The organism is Flavobacterium agri (assembly GCF_013401995.1).
GTDB classification, from domain to species: domain Bacteria; phylum Bacteroidota; class Bacteroidia; order Flavobacteriales; family Flavobacteriaceae; genus Flavobacterium; species Flavobacterium agri.
This window is the reverse complement of sequence record NZ_JACBJI010000001.1, coordinates 592,982-610,895: the sequence shown is the minus strand read 5'-3', so window position 1 is coordinate 610,895 and position 17,914 is coordinate 592,982. Positions and strand designations below refer to the sequence as shown.

The 17,914-nt window shown below is 46.4% G+C and carries 14 protein-coding genes and 1 pseudogene; 10 read left to right on the top strand and 5 right to left on the bottom strand.

Annotated elements, in window-relative coordinates:
* Positions 1-77: 77 nt before the first annotated feature.
* On the bottom strand, positions 78-4,484 hold the full coding sequence (locus HZF10_RS02925; RefSeq protein ID WP_176004680.1) for a lamin tail domain-containing protein: 4,407 nt from the start codon (positions 4,482-4,484) through the stop codon (positions 78-80).
* Positions 4,485-4,876: 392 nt separating this feature from the next.
* On the opposite strand from HZF10_RS02925, the gene HZF10_RS02920 reads away from it, so the two are divergent.
* The 4 genes and pseudogenes from HZF10_RS02920 (at position 4,877) to HZF10_RS18040 (ending at position 7,493) form a co-directional block, all read left to right on the top strand.
* Positions 4,877-5,305 (top strand): MarR family winged helix-turn-helix transcriptional regulator, encoded by a 429-nt coding sequence (locus tag HZF10_RS02920; protein WP_176004679.1) that lies wholly within the window; start codon positions 4,877-4,879, stop codon positions 5,303-5,305.
* 1 nt (position 5,306) lies between these two features.
* On the top strand, positions 5,307-5,753 hold the full coding sequence (locus HZF10_RS02915; RefSeq protein ID WP_176004678.1) for a hypothetical protein: 447 nt from the start codon (positions 5,307-5,309) through the stop codon (positions 5,751-5,753).
* Between the two features lie 18 nt (positions 5,754-5,771).
* Positions 5,772-6,617 (top strand): annotated as a pseudogene (locus tag HZF10_RS18045) (DPP IV N-terminal domain-containing protein); the annotation flags it as partial.
* On the top strand, positions 6,609-7,493 hold the full coding sequence (locus tag HZF10_RS18040) for an alpha/beta hydrolase family protein (RefSeq protein ID WP_306454586.1): 885 nt from the start codon (positions 6,609-6,611) through the stop codon (positions 7,491-7,493). The pseudogene HZF10_RS18045 and the gene HZF10_RS18040, both read left to right, overlap by 9 nt.
* Positions 7,494-7,502: 9 nt before the next feature.
* Here HZF10_RS18040 and HZF10_RS02905 read toward each other — a convergent pair whose 3' ends face one another.
* A complete protein-coding gene (locus HZF10_RS02905; protein ID WP_176004676.1) occupies positions 7,503-8,147 on the bottom strand; it encodes a hypothetical protein in 645 nt (214 codons plus the stop codon).
* 268 nt (positions 8,148-8,415) lie between these two features.
* Here HZF10_RS02905 and aroB point away from each other — a divergent pair, with 268 nt between their 5' ends.
* The 6 genes from aroB to HZF10_RS02875 all read left to right on the top strand — a co-directional run bounded on the left by aroB (position 8,416) and on the right by HZF10_RS02875 (position 14,163).
* Positions 8,416-9,483 carry a 3-dehydroquinate synthase gene (gene aroB / locus HZF10_RS02900; protein ID WP_176004675.1) on the top strand — a complete coding sequence of 356 codons (1,068 nt, stop codon included), beginning with the start codon at positions 8,416-8,418 and terminating at the stop codon, positions 9,481-9,483.
* 288 nt (positions 9,484-9,771) lie between these two features.
* Complete coding sequence (locus HZF10_RS02895; RefSeq protein WP_176004674.1) at positions 9,772-11,175, top strand: arginine decarboxylase; 1,404 nt, start codon at positions 9,772-9,774, stop codon at positions 11,173-11,175.
* Between the two features lie 42 nt (positions 11,176-11,217).
* Positions 11,218-12,189: a deoxyhypusine synthase family protein gene (locus HZF10_RS02890; protein WP_176004673.1), complete on the top strand. Its 972-nt coding sequence runs from the start codon at positions 11,218-11,220 to the stop codon at positions 12,187-12,189.
* A gap of 9 nt (positions 12,190-12,198) precedes the next feature.
* Positions 12,199-12,651, top strand: coding sequence for a DNA primase (locus HZF10_RS02885; RefSeq protein WP_176004672.1), 453 nt, complete (start codon positions 12,199-12,201; stop codon positions 12,649-12,651).
* 205 nt (positions 12,652-12,856) lie between these two features.
* Entirely contained in the window at positions 12,857-13,657 is an 801-nt protein-coding gene (locus tag HZF10_RS02880) for a class I SAM-dependent methyltransferase (RefSeq protein WP_176004671.1), read from the top strand.
* Positions 13,654-14,163: a DNA-deoxyinosine glycosylase gene (locus HZF10_RS02875; protein ID WP_176004670.1), complete on the top strand. Its 510-nt coding sequence runs from the start codon at positions 13,654-13,656 to the stop codon at positions 14,161-14,163. The genes HZF10_RS02880 and HZF10_RS02875 overlap by 4 nt, the downstream gene beginning before the upstream one ends.
* Positions 14,164-14,186: 23 nt before the next feature.
* On the opposite strand, the gene HZF10_RS02870 is transcribed toward HZF10_RS02875, so the two are convergent.
* The 3 genes from HZF10_RS02870 to HZF10_RS02860 all read right to left on the bottom strand — a co-directional run bounded on the left by HZF10_RS02870 (position 14,187) and on the right by HZF10_RS02860 (position 17,835).
* Positions 14,187-14,702, bottom strand: a complete 516-nt coding sequence (locus tag HZF10_RS02870) for a DinB family protein (RefSeq protein ID WP_176004669.1) — start codon at positions 14,700-14,702, stop codon at positions 14,187-14,189.
* A gap of 2 nt (positions 14,703-14,704) precedes the next feature.
* Positions 14,705-17,278 carry a phosphoenolpyruvate carboxylase gene (locus HZF10_RS02865; RefSeq protein WP_176004668.1) on the bottom strand — a complete coding sequence of 858 codons (2,574 nt, stop codon included), beginning with the start codon at positions 17,276-17,278 and terminating at the stop codon, positions 14,705-14,707.
* 77 nt (positions 17,279-17,355) lie between these two features.
* Positions 17,356-17,835: an Lrp/AsnC family transcriptional regulator gene (locus HZF10_RS02860; protein ID WP_091399129.1), complete on the bottom strand. Its 480-nt coding sequence runs from the start codon at positions 17,833-17,835 to the stop codon at positions 17,356-17,358.
* Positions 17,836-17,914: the final 79 nt, after the last annotated feature.

Below are 17,914 nucleotides of genomic sequence, written 5' to 3'. Positions count from 1 at the left end.
CACGATTTCTAGAACAAAAAAACCGCAGCAAGACGCTGCGGTTTCCCATTCAATAAGTAACTAAAAATTGCGGTTTATCAGAACTGTACTTTTTTGATGAAAAGTTCGTTGGTAACGCTCATCACTTTCACCACAAGCACTTGGTTCGAAGCGCTCAAATCGTTCAATTCGATATCGTTGCGGTTGATGTCTGAAGAAGCGAACAACTGCTTTCCGGTCAAATCATACACTTTTACAGAAGCGATCGCATCTGTAACCGTATGGATGTTGAGCACGTTTGCTTGCTTGTAAACTACAGCCGTATTGTTCGAAGCGATTCCTTTTGAGTTCAATGAAGATTTTGCGAACGCGCTATCTGTAGTCACTGAAATCGTATTCGAATTGTCGCTTGTGTTTCCCGCTACGGCACGAACCCTGAAATAATACGTCGTAGCGGAATTCAATCCGGTCACCACTTGGCTCAAACCAGAAACTTCAAGATTTTCATAACCGGCAACGAACGATGGCGCAGATCCCGAGAATGTATGCGCTCCCAGGTCGGTCACGTCGTTTTGGTCAAGCACATCCCACTCTGTAGCAAGTGTCGGGAAGCCCGATGTCGGATTTATGGTTACGCCCGAAGTGACGGACGATTTACGCACCAAAGTCTTATCGACAGTAGTCAATGAACCGGAAGTCCAGGCAGTTCCCGGATCTTCTCCTATTCTTCCGAAAATATCGACGTTCGAAGAAGTAGAGATTTTGTACAAAGCCACGGCATCGTCACCGTTGAAGTTTACAGAAGCCACTACAGTAGCCGTTCCCGTGTAAACCGTAGCGGCCGAATTGCGGATCACAACCGTGCTTCCGTTGGCCAAAGAACCTGAAAGTTGTACGTCGTTAGACGTCCCGGTAGCCGAAGTACTTCCGTTGGAATACAAACGCACGCGGTAGTCAGAAAGGTCTACAGAAGCACCCGTTCCGTTGTAGATTTCAAGATATTTGTTAGAAGACGAACCTTCTGTATATTCAGAGAAGAACAAATCTGTCGCCGGTGTAACCGTGCCGAAAGTAGCCGATTCACTTACGTCCAACCTATAGCTTTGAGCTCCTTCTGAAGCTTCCCAGTTCGCCGTGAATCCATCAGCCAAAATATCCGAAGCATCGATGGCCAAAGGAGCCGCAACGTTCATCGTGGTCAATGTGAAAGATTCGCTGTAAGCCGTTCCTCCGTTGTTTACGGCATAAGCACGTACGTAATAAGTCGTTCCTCCGAAAAGACCCGAAAGTGAAGCCGTGAAATCGCTTGAAGTTCCTGCATCGGGAATGTTGATCACGTCTACACCTCCGATTTCAGGATCGATCGTCGTCGCGTAAACCACACCTCTTTCGATCACATCCGAACAACCTTCAGAAATCAATTCCACATCGACTTCCGCATCGCTTATGCCTTCCGTAGCGTTTGTAACTTCGATGGTAGGAACGGTATCCAATCCAACAGCATCGACTACGGCCAAAACGCTCGATGCGCCACCTCCGTCAATTTCGACTTCGGCTGTATAAGCCACGGCTTCTATAGGTTGGAAACGCACGAATACTTCCTGTGAATATGTTCCGCCCGGTTGAGTAAGCAATACCGAACTTGTAAAAGGACCTGTGGCCGAAGTGGAGAACGTAAAGCCAGAAAGTGGCCCAACGATAATGTCGGCATTTGTAAGGTTGATTCCCGATACGGTCATGCTGTTGATTTCACCGATAGTGAAAATACAAGCCGATCCGAAAGATGCCAACGGCGTTACCGATAGTGTCGGTGTCGTGTTGACCAAAGTCGTCACGGAAATCGTGTTCGAGTTCGCGCTGGTGTTTCCGGCGACGGCCCTGACTCTGTAATAGTAGTCGGTTTCCGATGTCAAACCTGTAACAGAAGCGCTCAAACCAGAAACTTCAAGATTTTCATAACCGGCAACGAAAGACGCAGCGATTCCGGCAAACGTGTGAGATCCAAGGTTGGTCACGTCGTTTTGGTCAAGCACATTCCACTCTGTTCCAAGTGTTGGGAAACCAGAAGTCGGATTTGAAGTGACACCTGAAATTACAGATGATTTACGCACCAATGTCTTGTCAAGAGTCGAAATTGAGCCCGAAGTCCAAGCCGAACCTGGGTTTTCACCGATGCGTCCGAAAATATCCACGTTAGAAGCCGTCGAGATCTTGTAAAGTGCCACGGCATCGTTTCCGTTGAAGTTGACCGAAGCCACGACCGTAGCCGTTCCTGAATAGATGGTTGCGCCCGAATTGCGGATCACTACAGTGTTACCATTGGCAAGCGTTCCTGAAAGCTGCACGTCGTTAGACGTTCCGGTAGTCGAAGTACTTCCGTTCGAGTACAATTTCACGCGATAATCGGAAAGGTCTACAGAAGCACCTGTTCCGTTATAGATTTCAAGGTATTTGTTGGTTGAAGAACCTTCTGCATATTCCGAAAAGAACAAATCCGTAGCCGGAGCAGAAGTACCGAAAGTAGCTGATTCGCTCACATCAAGGCGATACGAAACTGCACCTTCCGAAGCATCCCAGTTGGCAGTAAAACTGTTGTGGTTCACATCTGTTGCGGCAGTCGCAACCGGGGCAACTACATCGGCTGTCGTGAACGTCAATTCTGTTCCGTAGCTCGTTCCGGCAGCAGTCGTGCTGTAGGCTTTCGTGTAATAAACCGTTCCTGCGGCAAGAGCCGATAGCGATACCGTATAAGCGGCAGTAACCTCAGAACTTACAACGTTAGTCACGTCGGTTCCGCCCAATTCAGGGTTCGATGTCGTGCTGTAAACGATACCTTTTTCAGTTACGGGAGCGCAACCTTCGCTGATCACTTCTCCTCCAACTTCGGCAGTAGAAGCCGTCAAAGCCATGGCAGAAGTCGTATTTACCTGAGACAAGGTATTGATTCCTGTTCCCGATGCAGCAACGGCAACGGCGTCGGCAGCACCGCCAACTACGTCGATATTTCCGCCGTAAGCGATCGCGTCAGTCGGTTCGAAACGCACGAAAACCTCACCAGAGAATGTTCCTCCAGATTGGGTGATGTTCAAAGTCGGCACATATGTTCCGGTTTCGGTAAGTGAAAAAGTGAATCCGTCAAGCGGACCTACCACAATGTCGTCGGCGGTCAAATTGATACCGTCGATTGTGAACGATTGCGCTTCTGAAGTATGGAAAACGCAAACATCCCCAAAACCAGCAAGTGTAGATACGGTCAAAGTTGGGTTGGTATTGACCAAAGTCGTCCCTGAAGCCGAAGTTCCGAACGCAGTCTCCGCACCGGCATTATTTCTTGCTTTTGCGCTGAAACCGTAAGTCGTATTATCCGTAAGCCCGATAACGGTCACGGTTGCCCATTGAGCGGCGGTTTGCCAAACGGCAGCAGCGTCAAGTGAACCGTCGGCCTGAACGTAAGAACCGCCGTCTTCGCGGATGGCGTACTGTGTAGCGGCAGGGTTTCCGTTTTGGGTCGTAGCATTCACAGTAACATCAAGCGTGAAAATTGCGGCGTTGTTCACCGTAAGTATGCCAGGCACTTTAGCCAAAGTATAGAAACTTGAATTGGCACCGTTTGTAGGTGTTCCGCTAACGGTTCCTACGACTCTGTAATTGTATTGCGTGTTCGGCGAAAGCGAGCTGATTCCGGCCGTAATGTTCGTAACCGAAGTTCCCGTAGCCGAAGAAGGCGTCCCGGCTACCGAACTGCCGTAGCTTGTAGTCGTTCCCCAGTTGAATGAAGTCGCTACGATCTGTCCGTTGGCGTTGATCGTTCCTCTCAAAGTGGCCGAAGATGCCGTGATGCTTGTAGCGGTAGAAGTCGTCACAGCCGGAGCCGACGCGCCCCATGAAACCGATACGTTGTCCAAGGCGATACCGTCGCGGCTTCCGCTTCCGCTGATTTCGGTGTACGACCATCTGATCCAAACGTTTCCGCTGGTGTTGTCTACAGATGAGATGTCGATGTTGGTGAAAGCCGTAGACGTGCCTTCGGCAATCGAGCCAGAAGCGTAAGAACCTCCGGTTACAGATGTAAATCCGGCTGTAGCCGATGTCGTACTGACTTCAAGATTGAACGAGTTGCTTCTCGCCTGCTCGCGGATTTTTACCACGTCGTACGAAATCTTAAGGCCGGTTTTGCCCGAAGTATTCGCGATACGCAATACGATCGATGAAGGCGAAAAAGCACTTCCCGATCCCAAAATACCGATTCTCGAACCATAATTGTAATTGGCGCCTGAAACCGAAGCTGCATTGCCGACGTTCATCGCATTGTCGACCGTAGTACCGTCGTAAGACGCCCAACCAGTCGGATAAGACGTCCCCGAAGCGCCCGGCGTGGTGTTGAAATTTTCTGAATAAGGAGAGGTTCCCGGCAAGGTAACCTGACCCGTCATCGCCGAAGACGCCAATAAGACGGCCAACAGCGAATAGGCATTGAGGAATGCCTTTTGTAAACGTGTTTTCATAAGTATTAGTTTAGTTGTTCATGCATTGATTATCAACGCAATACAAACTTAAATACAAGAAAGGCATACACTTGTCTTTGGGAGTTTGCGGTTTCGTAACCACATCGTTATTGTTTCCTCAAGCCAACTTTAGCTGTCTTTATTTGATGTTAATCGGTTTTGCTTATTACTCTGATCCAACGACTTCTGAATGTGATCCGCCTAGCGACCCATCAAGGAAAAATCACATTTTGCAATTTATTAATTCAATTTTGGCGAATGTTAAGGAAGTTGTTCGCGAAATGGACGAAACGGCTTTTGCAGTGTTGGTTTTCAATACTTATGAAAAAAATCGGTTTGAGATATTTTTAATTGATATATCAATTATATTTGTATCAATAAAAAAAGAATTTATGGAAAGGCCGGCACAAACGATTTTTTACAGTCTCGAAAAAGCCATTAAATCCTACAGGCAATTCGCTCAGCGCAATCTAGCAGACAACGGTTTTTCAGTTACCATCGACCAAGGTCTTATCCTAAGCCTGATACAGGACAATCCTGGTATAACACAACAGCAAATTGCAGTCCGAGCGTTCAAGGATCACGCTTCGGTGACGCGCATCATAGAAAATCTGGTGTCACGCGATTTCCTCAAGCGCGATTTCCATCGCGATGACAGAAGAAGATTCGAATTGTCGGTAACCGCATCGGGCACCGAAACGTTGCTCCAAATGGAAAAGACCGTCGTCGGCAACCGTACAAAAGCGCTCGAAGGCATTTCTGCCTACGAAATTGAAACGCTCAAAAATTTACTTGAAAGGATAACCCAAAACTGCAAATGACATGAAAAAGAGCACCGCCGCCCTACTCCTGTTGGTATTTTGGACATTTGCTTATTCGCAAAGCGACGAACCGGCCGACAACGAAAAACGTTACGAAAGCTACCTCAAGTTCAATTCGCTTGTCAAAACGCCGTATATCCGCCCGCATTGGTTCTCAGACGGTGACCGATTCTGGTTTGCAGAAGACAAAAACGGCACTAATACGATTTATGAAGTAAACCCGCGCCTCAATTCCAAAAAAGAGTTTTTCGAAACGTTGCGATTGCGCGAAGCCGTTGGATCGGTTGTTGGCCACGAGCCTGTGAATAAAGGCGTTCCGTTTAAGGAATTCGAGTTTGTGGGCAAAGATTCCATAGCGTTTATGACAGAAGGGCAAAAATTTCGCCTTCATCTTCGCGATTACGGAATTTCATCTGCTTCCGCTTCAAAACCCGAACCCATAGCCTAACCCAAGCAATTCTCTCCAGACGGCAAACGTTTCGTTTTTATACGTAACGACAATATTTGGTTAGGAAATGCTGCCAATCCCAAGCCTTCGCAATTGACCCAAGATGGCATAAAAGATTACGCTTGGAGTTTACAGAATGCAAGCTGGTCGCCGAATGGGAATAAATTGTTAGTCAGAAAGCTTGATGACCGCAAAGTGCACCACCTCGCCATCGTCGATTATTCAAAGCCGCTCGAAGAAGTGCAATGGAACATCTACGCCAAAACCGGAGACGCGCTCGAAATCCCTGAACTTTTCGTTGTTGACATCACCACGGGCAATCAAACAAAAATAGAAGTCGGAGGCGAGCCCGAACAATACATTTTTCCTTTAGGTTGGCGACCCGATGCATCGGAAGTGCTGTTTATGCGGCTTTCGCGCACGGGAAACAGATTGGAATTGTGCGCCGCCGACCCAAATACGGGAATCAGCCGTGTCATCATCAAAGAAAAATCCGAAACTTTTGTGGCCGGTCTCGATTTCATCATAGAAAAATGGATCAGGCAATTCACTTTACTAAAAGATGGAAACAGGTTCATTTGGCTTTCGGAGCGCGACGGATGGAAGCATCTGTATCTTTATGATATGGACGGAAAGCTTATCCGAAGACTCACAAAAGGCAATTTTCCTGTGATTGAACCGATTAAGATCGATGAAAAATCGGAGTGGGTTTATTTCAGGGCAAATGCCGAAAGCAATCTGTACGATACGCAACTCTATAGGATAGATTTCCAAGGAAAAAACTTCAAACGGTTGACAGAAAACGGCGGATATCATTACTTGAGGTTTTCTCCGTCGGGCAATTATTTCCTCGACATGCATTCGGGGCCCGATCGTGCGCCGATCGTTGAATTAAGGCGGGCAGATGGGAAATTGCTTCAGCAAATTACGAAAGCCGATATAAGTCCGCTTGAGAAAATCGGATGGAAAGCGCCCGAAACTTTCGTCGTCAAGGCAGCCGACGGCATTACCGATTTATACGGCATCCTTTACAAACCGTACGACTTCGATCCTAAAAAGAAATATCCGGTCGTCGATTTCATTTATGCCGGGCCTTTCATGACGATCGTGCCCAACGGATTCATCCCGAATACCGATCTCTCGCAACACGCCCAAGCGCTTGCACAACTGGGTTACATTACTTTTTTGGTAGACGGTCGCGGCACTACAGAACGCGGAAAAGCGTTTCAGGATGCTGTTTACGGTAAAATCGGTCAAATTGAGATTCCCGATCATGTGGCGACTTTAAACCAACTGGCTGCAAAACGACCGTATATTGATTTGTCCAGAGTCGGGATTTACGGGCATTCCTGGGGTGGTTATTTTGCCGTAAGGGCCATGCTTACAGCTCCGGATGTGTACAAAGCAGGTATCGCATCCGCTCCCGGAGAACTGACCGAAGGTGCGGAAATCATGGAGCCGTACATGGGCTTGCCCAAAGACAATCCTTCGGGTTATGAACTGGGAACGAATACGAATCTCGGCGCCAATCTCAAAGGAAAACTGCTTTTCATACACGGCACGAGCGATGTGAACGCTCCTATTTCGGCCACGATACGGATGATCGAATCTTTGGTCAAGGCCGGCAAACCATACGATTTGTTGCTTTTGCCGCAGCAGACGCATTTCTTCGAAGGCGCTTCCGAAAAATATTCGAACGATGCCGTACGTCGTTATTTTGACGAGTACCTCAAGAAATGAATCCCCGAATCATTTGGCTTTCAAGAAGGCCGGCGTAATTTTCTTGAGTATTTTTCCGAGTGGAACGGCTTGCGTGTCTGGCTTATCGTTATGATCGATCGAGGATGAAAGCCTTTTCGTGTCAAGTTGCTTCACGATGATGACATAGAACAACAAAGACAGAAATACGATTATTGTTGGAAAAATCCTGTCGAGCACGTATTTCTCGAACTCGAAAATTTTTATGACAAATTCCCTGACCTTGATTAAGGTGAGCAACGAATAAAAAAGAATCGTCCAGTTGATCAGATGGAAAATGATCCTGAAACTTTTGGTAGTGGCGTCCTTGTGGTTGTTGCGCACGTCATTTATCCTTTGTGTCGAATACCCGATAACCTTGAATTCTTTTTCGATTTGGGCGAGCCTGCGCGTGTAATTCCGCAAGCGTTTCATGAAGACGCTGTCCAGTGTGATCAAAAGGCATAACAATATGTAAAGAAGCACTACCGAAATGATCCGCACCTGATGTTCCTTCTCATAACAATTGAGCATAATGGCGCCGACGGCCGGAATAGACAACAATACGATATTGAGCCTGTTCATCTGATACGACCTGAAATGCTCTGAAATAGACGTGTATTCCGCCAAGAGAAATTGTTTCTGACACTCATCCATATAGCTAAAGTTTTGAGCATCGGTAAGCGTAGATTGGAACATTCAATTTTAATAAAATATTCCCAATCAGACAAATAAGAGATAAAAAAACCCGGCTCTGAAAAAGCCGGGTAACCTAACTTAAAATCAAATCGCGGTTTTTGGCCGTCTGTAAGTAAAGTTCCTTTTTGTACCGCCGATTCGTGTTATACGATTTGCGGCTATGGTTAAATAATTTTCATCCAATGCCCCGATAATTGCCGTATTTTTGCGTTCCAATTTCGATCACATGCATGCAATACAGGCCAACGGATACGCTATCGTCTTTAACGAATACGGATATTCGGAACTCAACAAACTCCTTTCCGCTAAAAAATATTCGCGCATTTTCATCATCACCGACAGCAACTCGCACGAGTTCTGCCTACCCGATTTCATGTCGCGCGTTGAAACCGAATCGGAAATCGAGATACTCGAGATCGAGCCTGGCGAAGAACAGAAAACAATCGACACCTGTGTTTCCGTATGGAACGTGCTTACGGAATATGGAGCCGACCGAAAAAGCCTGATTATCAATCTTGGCGGCGGCGTCGTGACCGATTTGGGCGGATTCGTAGCCTCGACGTTCAAAAGAGGCATCGATTTCATTCATGTACCGACGACTTTGCTTGCTATGGTAGACGCATCCGTAGGCGGGAAAAACGGCGTGGATCTGGGGCATCTCAAAAATCAGGTAGGAACGATCACGACGCCCGAATTGCTTTTGGTAGATACCGATTTTTTGGCGACGCTTCCACAACAGCAAATGCGATCCGGTCTTGCCGAAATGCTCAAACATGGCTTGATTTACGACAAACCGTATTGGGAAAAATTCCTCGATTTGTCACAGCTCGATTTCGCCGATTTCGACACGCTTATTTATCGATCGATCGAAATCAAGAATGAAATCGTCACCCAGGATCCGACCGAGAAAGGCATCCGCAAAGCACTTAATTTCGGGCACACTTTAGGACATGCCATAGAAAGCCACTTCCTTGAAAATGATGAGAAAGAGGCATTGTTGCACGGTGAGGCGATCGCGATCGGGATGGTTTTGGAAGCGTACATATCCTGGAAAAAAGACTTGCTTACCGAATCTGAATACCAGCAGATCGCATCGGCCATAAACAGTATTTTCGATGCGGTCGATATTGACGGTTCCGATATAGAATCGGTATTGGAATTGCTCAAGCACGACAAGAAAAACGAGTACGGGAACGTGTTGTTTGCGCTTTTGGATGGCATCGGCAAAATAAAAATCGACCAGCAAGTAGAAAACGACCTCATTCTCAAAGCCTTCGAAGCCTGCAAATCTTAATATATTTTTAATAAAAACGCTTGTATATAGGATACATTATTTTTTACATTTGCCCCAATGAACAAAGCGCAAAACACTTGTAAAAACGAGCCTCCAGCCTCAATGGGCAAGCGGATTTCCCGCAAGGCCGTCTGTGTTTTCCGTATCGCAAGGGCATTGTTCAACATCGAGCCTGGCCCGGCGTTCCAAAACGAGAAACTCCCCATCATTTTTGCCAACATACGGGTTTGAGGACAGCTTGCATTCGCTACTGTTTTTAAACCTTTTTCAATTTCAATCCGGTACTAAATGAATACAAAATATTTCGACCTCATAAACCAGACTTTCTACTTTCCTCAGGAAGAATTCCGACTCAACAAAGACACCTTGCTTTTCCACAACATCGATTTGATGAAACTCGTCGAGGAATACGGTACGCCTTTGAAGTTCACGTATCTTCCCGCGATTTCCAACAACATCAACAAAGCCAAAGGCTGGTTCAGGAAAGCGATGGAAAAAAGTGGGTATGAAGGCAAATACCACTATTGCTATTGCACGAAAAGCTCTCATTTTGAGTTCGTGATGAACGAGGCGTTCAAGAACAGCATCCACATCGAGACGTCTTCGGCTTTCGACATCAACATCGTCGAGAACCTGCTCAAGAAAGGCAAGATCAACCGAAATACCTATGTGGTCTGCAACGGGTTCAAACGCGACGAATACATCGAGAATATCGCGCGTCTGATCAACGGCGGGCATTCCAAGACGATTCCGGTAATCGACAATTACGAAGAACTCGACCTTATATTGGAAAAAGTCCCAACCAAAAAAGTCAAAGTCGGAATCCGTATCGCAGCCGAAGAAGAACCGAAATTCGAATTCTATACTTCACGCCTGGGCATCGGATACAAAAACATCGTTCCTTTCTATAAAAGAGCGATTGCCGACAACAAACAGGTCGAGCTTAAAATGCTGCACTTCTTCATCAACACCGGTATCCGCGACACGGCGTATTACTGGAACGAACTTTTGAAGTGTTTGAAAGTGTACATCAGCCTCAAGCGCGAATGTCCTACTTTGGACAGTTTGAACATCGGTGGCGGTTTCCCTATCAAGAACTCGCTCGCGTTCGAATACGACTACCAATATATGGTAGACGAGATCATCAACCAAATCAAGACCGCTTGCGACGAGGCCGAAGTTCCCGTTCCTAACATCTTTACCGAATTCGGATCGTTTACAGTTGGCGAATCCGGTGGCGCGATTTACGAAGTCATCCACCAGAAGCAGCAGAACGACCGCGAGAAATGGAACATGATCGATTCGTCTTTCATCACGACCCTACCCGATTCATGGGCGATCTCGAAACGTTTCGTGATGCTGGCCGTGAACCGTTGGAACGACACGTACGAACGCGTGCTTTTGGGCGGATTGACGTGCGATTCGGACGATTATTACAACTCTGAACAACACATGAACGCGGTATATCTTCCGAAATACAACAAGGAAAAACCGCTTTATATCGGATTCTTCAACACGGGCGCTTACCAGGAAACCATCGGTGGATTCGGCGGTTTGCACCACTGTTTGATTCCGCAACCGAAACATATTTTGATCGATCGTGACGAAAATGGGATTTTGGCTACAGAAGTGTTCTCTCCGGAACAGAAATCGGAAGACGTGCTTAAAATTCTAGGTTACGACGAAAAATAATTTATTTTTGAAAGCTAAGACAACAACAAGATTACAACGACAATGAGTAAAGGACCAATTAGCCAGTTTATTGAAAAGTATTACCTGCATTTTAACTCGGCAGCCTTGGTAGACGCGGCGAAAGCCTACGAAGACCAACTGAATTCGGGTGCGAAAATGATGGTGACGCTTGCAGGCGCGATGAGTACGGCTGAACTTGGCAAAATTTTCGCCGAAATGATCCGTCGCGACAAAGTACAGATCATCTCGTGTACCGGAGCCAACCTCGAGGAAGACATCATGAACCTCGTGGCCCACTCCCATTACGAAAGAGTTCCGAATTACCGCGATTTGACACCGCAGCAAGAATGGGATTTGCTCGAGCGCGGACTCAACCGCGTGACCGACACTTGTATTCCGGAGCACGAAGCGTTCCGTCGCCTGCAGAAACACATCTACAAGATCTGGAAAGACGCCGACGACAACGGAGAGCGTTATTTCCCGCACGAATTCATGTACAAGATGCTGCTTTCGGGCGTTCTCGAAGAATATTACGAAATCGATTTGAAAGATTCGTGGATGTACGCCGCCGCGGAAAAGAACCTGCCGATCGTCGTTCCGGGTTGGGAAGATTCCACAATGGGTAACATCTTCGCATCTTACGTGATCAAAGGCGAGCTTAAGGCCACTACGATGAAATCGGGTATCGAATACATGACGTATCTCGCCGATTATTACACCAAGAATTCAGACAACGGCATCGGATTTTTCCAAATCGGAGGCGGAATCGCAGGTGACTTCCCTATTTGCGTCGTTCCTATGCTGTATCAGGATATGGAAATGCACGACATTCCGTTCTGGAGCTATTTCTGCCAGATTTCCGATTCCACCACAAGTTACGGATCGTATTCGGGCGCCGTCCCGAACGAGAAGATCACTTGGGGAAAACTTGACATCAACACGCCCAAATTTATCATAGAATCGGATGCGACAATCGTGGCTCCGCTTATTTTCGCTTACCTTTTAGACATGTAACCTCTGCTTATGAAACGCGTAATTGTAGACTATAACAAACTGACCAACGAAATCCTGACCTTGCTTCTGGAAAAATTCCCGGACGGATATGACGATTCGCATATCATCCGTTTCCGCAACGCCCAGAACGAACTTGTAGAAGCCGTTGAAGTCCGCACCGAGGACACGATTTATCTGGTAAAAGTAAGTACCAAACTTGCGAGCCGTCTCGAGAAATTCGACGACGACAATGATATCGACGACATCGCAGAACCGATCGATTCCATCAAAATGGACATCGACGACGAGGATGCGCCTTCTGCAGACGAGGAAGAAGACGAAGAAGATGATGATGCCGACAAGCCGAAACGCAGCCGAGGCGAAGATGAAGACGGAGACGATGACGACGATGAAGACTTCGACGATGAGGACGACAAGGACTACGGCGACGATGAGGACGAAGACGAAGAAGACGAAAAATAGTATAAGGGAATCCGAAAGGATTCCTTTTTTTTTGTGAAGACACTAAGTTTTAAGGAACGTTGAGAACACAGAATCATGCTGATTTTCGCTGATTCTGTTTGAGAGTCAGTTTTTAGTGGAATGAAAAAAATCTGAGAAAATCTGCGTCTTTCAGCGTTATCGGCGTTCCAAAAAATTTGTTTGTAAATTACCAAAAAATCAACCCATGAGTCAAGAAAATGACTATCTCGACATCAACCGCAAAACCTGGAACGAAAAAGTAAACGTCCATGTAAACTCCGACTTTTACAAGCAACAGGATTTTTTGGACGGAAAAAACACGCTTCAGCAGATCGAATTCGAATTGCTCGGAAATGTAAAAGATAAAAGGATTTTGCATCTGCAATGCCATTTCGGACAGGACACGATTTCATTGGCAAGAATGGGCGCGACGACCGTTGGGGTCGATTTTTCGGACAAAGCGATCGATGTCGCCGAAAAACTCGCTAAAGACCTCGACGCCGATGCTAGTTTTATCTGTTCCGATATTTATGACCTTCCGAATCGCATGTATCAGGAATTTGACATCGTCTTTACGTCTTACGGTACGATCGGTTGGCTTCCCGACCTCGACAAATGGGCCAAAGTCATCAGCCATTTCCTGAAACCAGGCGGAAAATTCGTGTTCGCCGAATTCCATCCCGTCATTTGGATGTACGACGACGATTTTTCGAAAATCACGTATAATTATTTCAAATCCGATCCGATACTCGAAGAATCTACAGGTACTTACGCCGAAAAAGAATCCGACATCGTCAATAAAACCATTTCGTGGAATCATTCGCTTTCCGAAGTCTTTACGAGCTTGATTTCAAACGGATTGACTATACAGAAGTTCAACGAGTACGATTATTCTCCATACGATTGCTTCAACCAAACCGAGGAATTCGAGCCCGGAAAATTCCGCATCAAGCATTTGGGCAACCATATTCCTATGGTCTATTCTATAACCGCTTTCAAAAAATGATCTGTTCTTTTCCTGCGCTGGCAGACGCTAACTCAAAAATCCTCGTGTTAGGAACGATGCCCGGTGTGCAATCGCTGCAAAAACAGCAGTATTATGCACATCCGCAAAACGCGTTTTGGAAAATCCTGTTCTCGCTTTTCGATGAACTTCCCGTTCCGTCAGAATTTGAACTTCGCAAGAAACTGCTCATCGAAAACGGCATCGCGCTTTGGGATGTACTCGAAAGTTGCCATCGCGAAGGTAGCCTCGACTCCAATATCAAAAATGGGATCCCGAACAAAATTCGGGAATTGCTTGCCGCCTATCCAAATATCAAAGCAGTCGTTTTCAACGGAAAGGAAAGCCATCGTTTGTTCGTGAAGACTTTCGGCGATTCGATCTCGTTGCCGCAAATCGTGATGCCTTCGACGAGTCCGGCCAATACGATGAAATTCGAAACGAAACTTGAATCGTGGTCGGTCATCAAAAAATATTTAGACCGCGATTCAAGGATTAAAGTGATCTAAATCCTCAAATCCGTGACTAAAAATCACAGGTAACGTTCCTGATACACGTTTTGGTGATGGTTTTGATGCCCGATGATCGCAAAACCCAAAGCCCGTACCGAATTAGGATTCCCGTTCGCCGTCCCGATACGCAACAACATTTCAGGCGTAAACGACTTGAAAAGCGAAATGTTCGAATGGCGCACTTCCGACAATTCGTTGAGAAGCGAAGTCAGGTGGCGTGAATTCCCGTTCGATTCGTCGGCATAATCGTTTTCTTCGAAACCGGGCAATGAAGTCTTGTCGTTCCTCGCGAAAGCCAATGCACGATATGCGAAAATACGTTCCGCATCTATGATGTGTTGGATGATTTCCTTGATTGTCCATTTTCCCTCGGCGTATCTGTAATCGAATTTGTCCATCGGGATTTCGCGCACGAATCGGATGAAGCGATGCAGCGAAATTTCAAGTTCCTCGATCAGATCGACCTCGTCTACCGTGTCGATATACGTTTTTTGATAAGCCGGATATTCGCCCGGCTGCAATTGGCTTGGTTTCATATTTAAGCGGAGTTTCTACTGGCATTGGTATTCCCGAACAAGGCGCGTGTGACGAGTTTTTCGTATACGGCTATCAGATTTTCGTCGGGTTTCGGTTGTTTTTGGATTTCGTTTATGCGCTGAAGCGAATACTGCTGGATCACGAGCAGCGGCAATACGATGTGTTCGCGTATGTCGATCGAAGCTTTTCCGTCGGGATAATTCTCCATAAGCGTGGCATGACCCGCGATTTTGAGCAACAAGCGTTTCGTTTCTTGATACTCGTCGAAAATCACGGTCCAGAATTCGCCGAATTCGGCATCATCCTTCATATAAGCGGTTAACGGCATAAACGATTTGGCGAGCGACATCATACTGTTTTCGAGCAACGTCCTGAAGAAAAGCGAACGATCGAACAATTCCTGCACGTCTTTCCATCGGCCGTTTTCTTCGAATGCCTTGAGTGCCGCCCCGACGCCGAAAAATCCGGGAACGTTGATTTTGAGCATACTCCATGCACCAACGAACGGAATCGCACGTAAATCGCCGAAATTGAGCTGGCTTCCTTTGTTGCGTTTGGCCGGACGGCTGCCGATATTGAGCATCGAATAATATTTGAGCGCGCTCATATCCTGAAGAAACGGCAGGAATTTCGGGTGGTTCTTGAAATCGGTGTACTTTTTATATCCGAGTTCAGACAAATCGTCGAGCAGTTTCTTATCGTCTTCAGACAAATCGTTCTTTCCTTTGTCGAAAATCCCGTTGTTGATGCCCGCGCTCAACAAATTCTCAAGATTGTAGCGACACGAATCTTCGGTCCCAAAATTCGAGCTGATGGTCTGTCCCTGTATCGTAAGCTGGATTTCGTGGTTTTCGATCTGCGACCCTAGAGAAGCATAGAATTTATGTGTCTTTCCGCCGCCTCGTGCGGGTGGACCGCCGCGACCGTCAAAGAAAATGACTTTGATGCCGTATTTGCGCGACATGGCCGTGATGGTTTCCTTGGCTTTGTAAATGCTCCAGTTGGCCATGAGATAACCGCCGTCTTTCGTCCCGTCCGAGAAGCCGAGCATTACGGTCTGCGTCTTATTGCGATTTTCGAGATGGCGCGCATACTCGGGATTCGTGTAAAGCTGTTCCATGATCTTGTCGGCGCGTCGCAAGTCTTCAACGGCCTCGAAAAGCGGTACGATATCGACCGACGGATTTTGCCAACCCGACAATTTGAACATCGCCAAAGTTTCCAACACGTTCAACGCGCTTTCGTTATTGCTGATGATGTATCGGTTGCACGCCAATTCACCGCTTTTTTGTTGGATTTCGCGCATCGCCTTCATCGAATCGAGCGTTTGGTTGGCGAGTTCGTCGCCCAAATCGGGCGTGTTTTTTTCGGAATGTATTAGCGAGGCGATTTCCATACGTCTTTGTTCGTCGAGCTCGATGTAATCCTGCGGCAAATCCGAATTTTCTGTATGACTTATTTTTTCGATCACCGCATTGTGGATATGGCTGTTCTGGCGTATATCCAAGGAAGCGAAATGAAAACCGAATACTTGGAGTTTGTTTAGTAACGAATCGACTTCTTCTACATACAAAGATTGGTGTTGGTCGACAATTATTTTCCTGATTTCAAGCAAAGCCGACTTGAATTCGTCGGGTGAAAGGAAAAGTTCTCCTTCGGGACTGAATGCCGAACGGTAAATTTTGGACTCGAGTTCGATTACCATCGCCTCTACTTTCGAAAATGTGATCTTGCGTCTCAATTTGCGCATGTCGCGATAGTAGCATTTGAGGATCGAAGTACGCAGGCGGTCGGCTACCTTATACGTGATTTCGGTCGTCACGAACGGATTTCCGTCACGGTCGCCTCCTGGCCAGAATCCAAGGCTTAAAATCGAACCTTTCATGCGGTCGCCTTGATAGACGTTGCGGCAAAGAAAATCGACTATATCGCCGCAGGTATCGTAAAATACGTTTTCGAGATACCATACAAGACTCACGGCTTCGTCGAAAGGTGTCGGTTTTTCTTTTTTGAGGAAAGGCGTCTTGCCGAGTTGGGAAAGCAATCGCTTGATTTCATAAAGATTGTCGGTGCGCACGGCTTCGGTCAAATCGGTGATGATGCCCAAAACGGATCCCGGATAAAATTGGGTCGGATGCGCGGTCAAAACCGTCCTGACCTTGAATTCATCGAGAAAACCCTTTAGTCTTTCACGCAAATCATCGGTTTCGGCGGCATCGCGAACCTCACGCAGCGAGCCTTTTCCTTCGAGATTGTTCACGACCGGAAAAGCCGCATCCTCGATCGCATCGAAAAGTACGATCTGTCGTTCTATATATTGGATGAAACGGAACATCAGATCGATGCGCTCCTTCTCGGTCGGATTGTCCAAATACTTGCCTACGAAAAAGTCTACGATCTGTTCGGGCGTTTCCTGTTTGGCAAATCCTTTTTCGCAAACTTCGGTAAACAAAGGTAAAAATGCACCTGTGTTGTCTATGGCATCAAACGGAAGCGTAAGGAAAACGCTGTTGTACACATTGTATTTAGAGAGCACGTTCCTTTCGAAACGCTCCATTTTGGCAGGCGTATACATGGGTCTTGTTTTTTGCTTTAAGGTATAAAAAAACCCCGAACGTACCGTCGGGGTTCATAACTTGTTAAGTCGTTGGCTTACATATTTTTGAAGATCGTGTGCATCAGACGTTTTTTGTCGTTGATGCTTTCCTCTAGTGAAATCATGGTTTCCGTGCGGTAAACGCCGTCGATGTCGTCTATCATGAAAATGACGTCCTTGGCATGTTTGGTGTCTTTCGCACGGATTTTACAGAAAATGTTGAACTTTCCTGTAGTCACGTGGGCAACGGTTACGAACGGGATTTCGTTGATCCGTTCCAAAACGAATTTGGTCTGTGAAGTATTGTTAAGGAAAACCCCCACGTAAGCGATGAAAGAATAACCAAGTTTTTCATAATCAAGCGTCAAAGAAGAACCCATGATGATTCCGGCGTCTTCCATTTTCTTGACTCTCACGTGGACTGTTCCGGCAGAAATCAAAAGTTTTTTGGCGATGTCAGTGAACGGTACGCGGGTATTGTCAATCAACATGTCCAAAATCTGGTGATCGACTTCATCTAAACGAAACTTGCTCATAATTGTGTATTTGTTTTTATCGGTCTTTGAATTGTCTTAGCAATACAAAAGAAATATTTTTTATTTAATAAAAAAACGA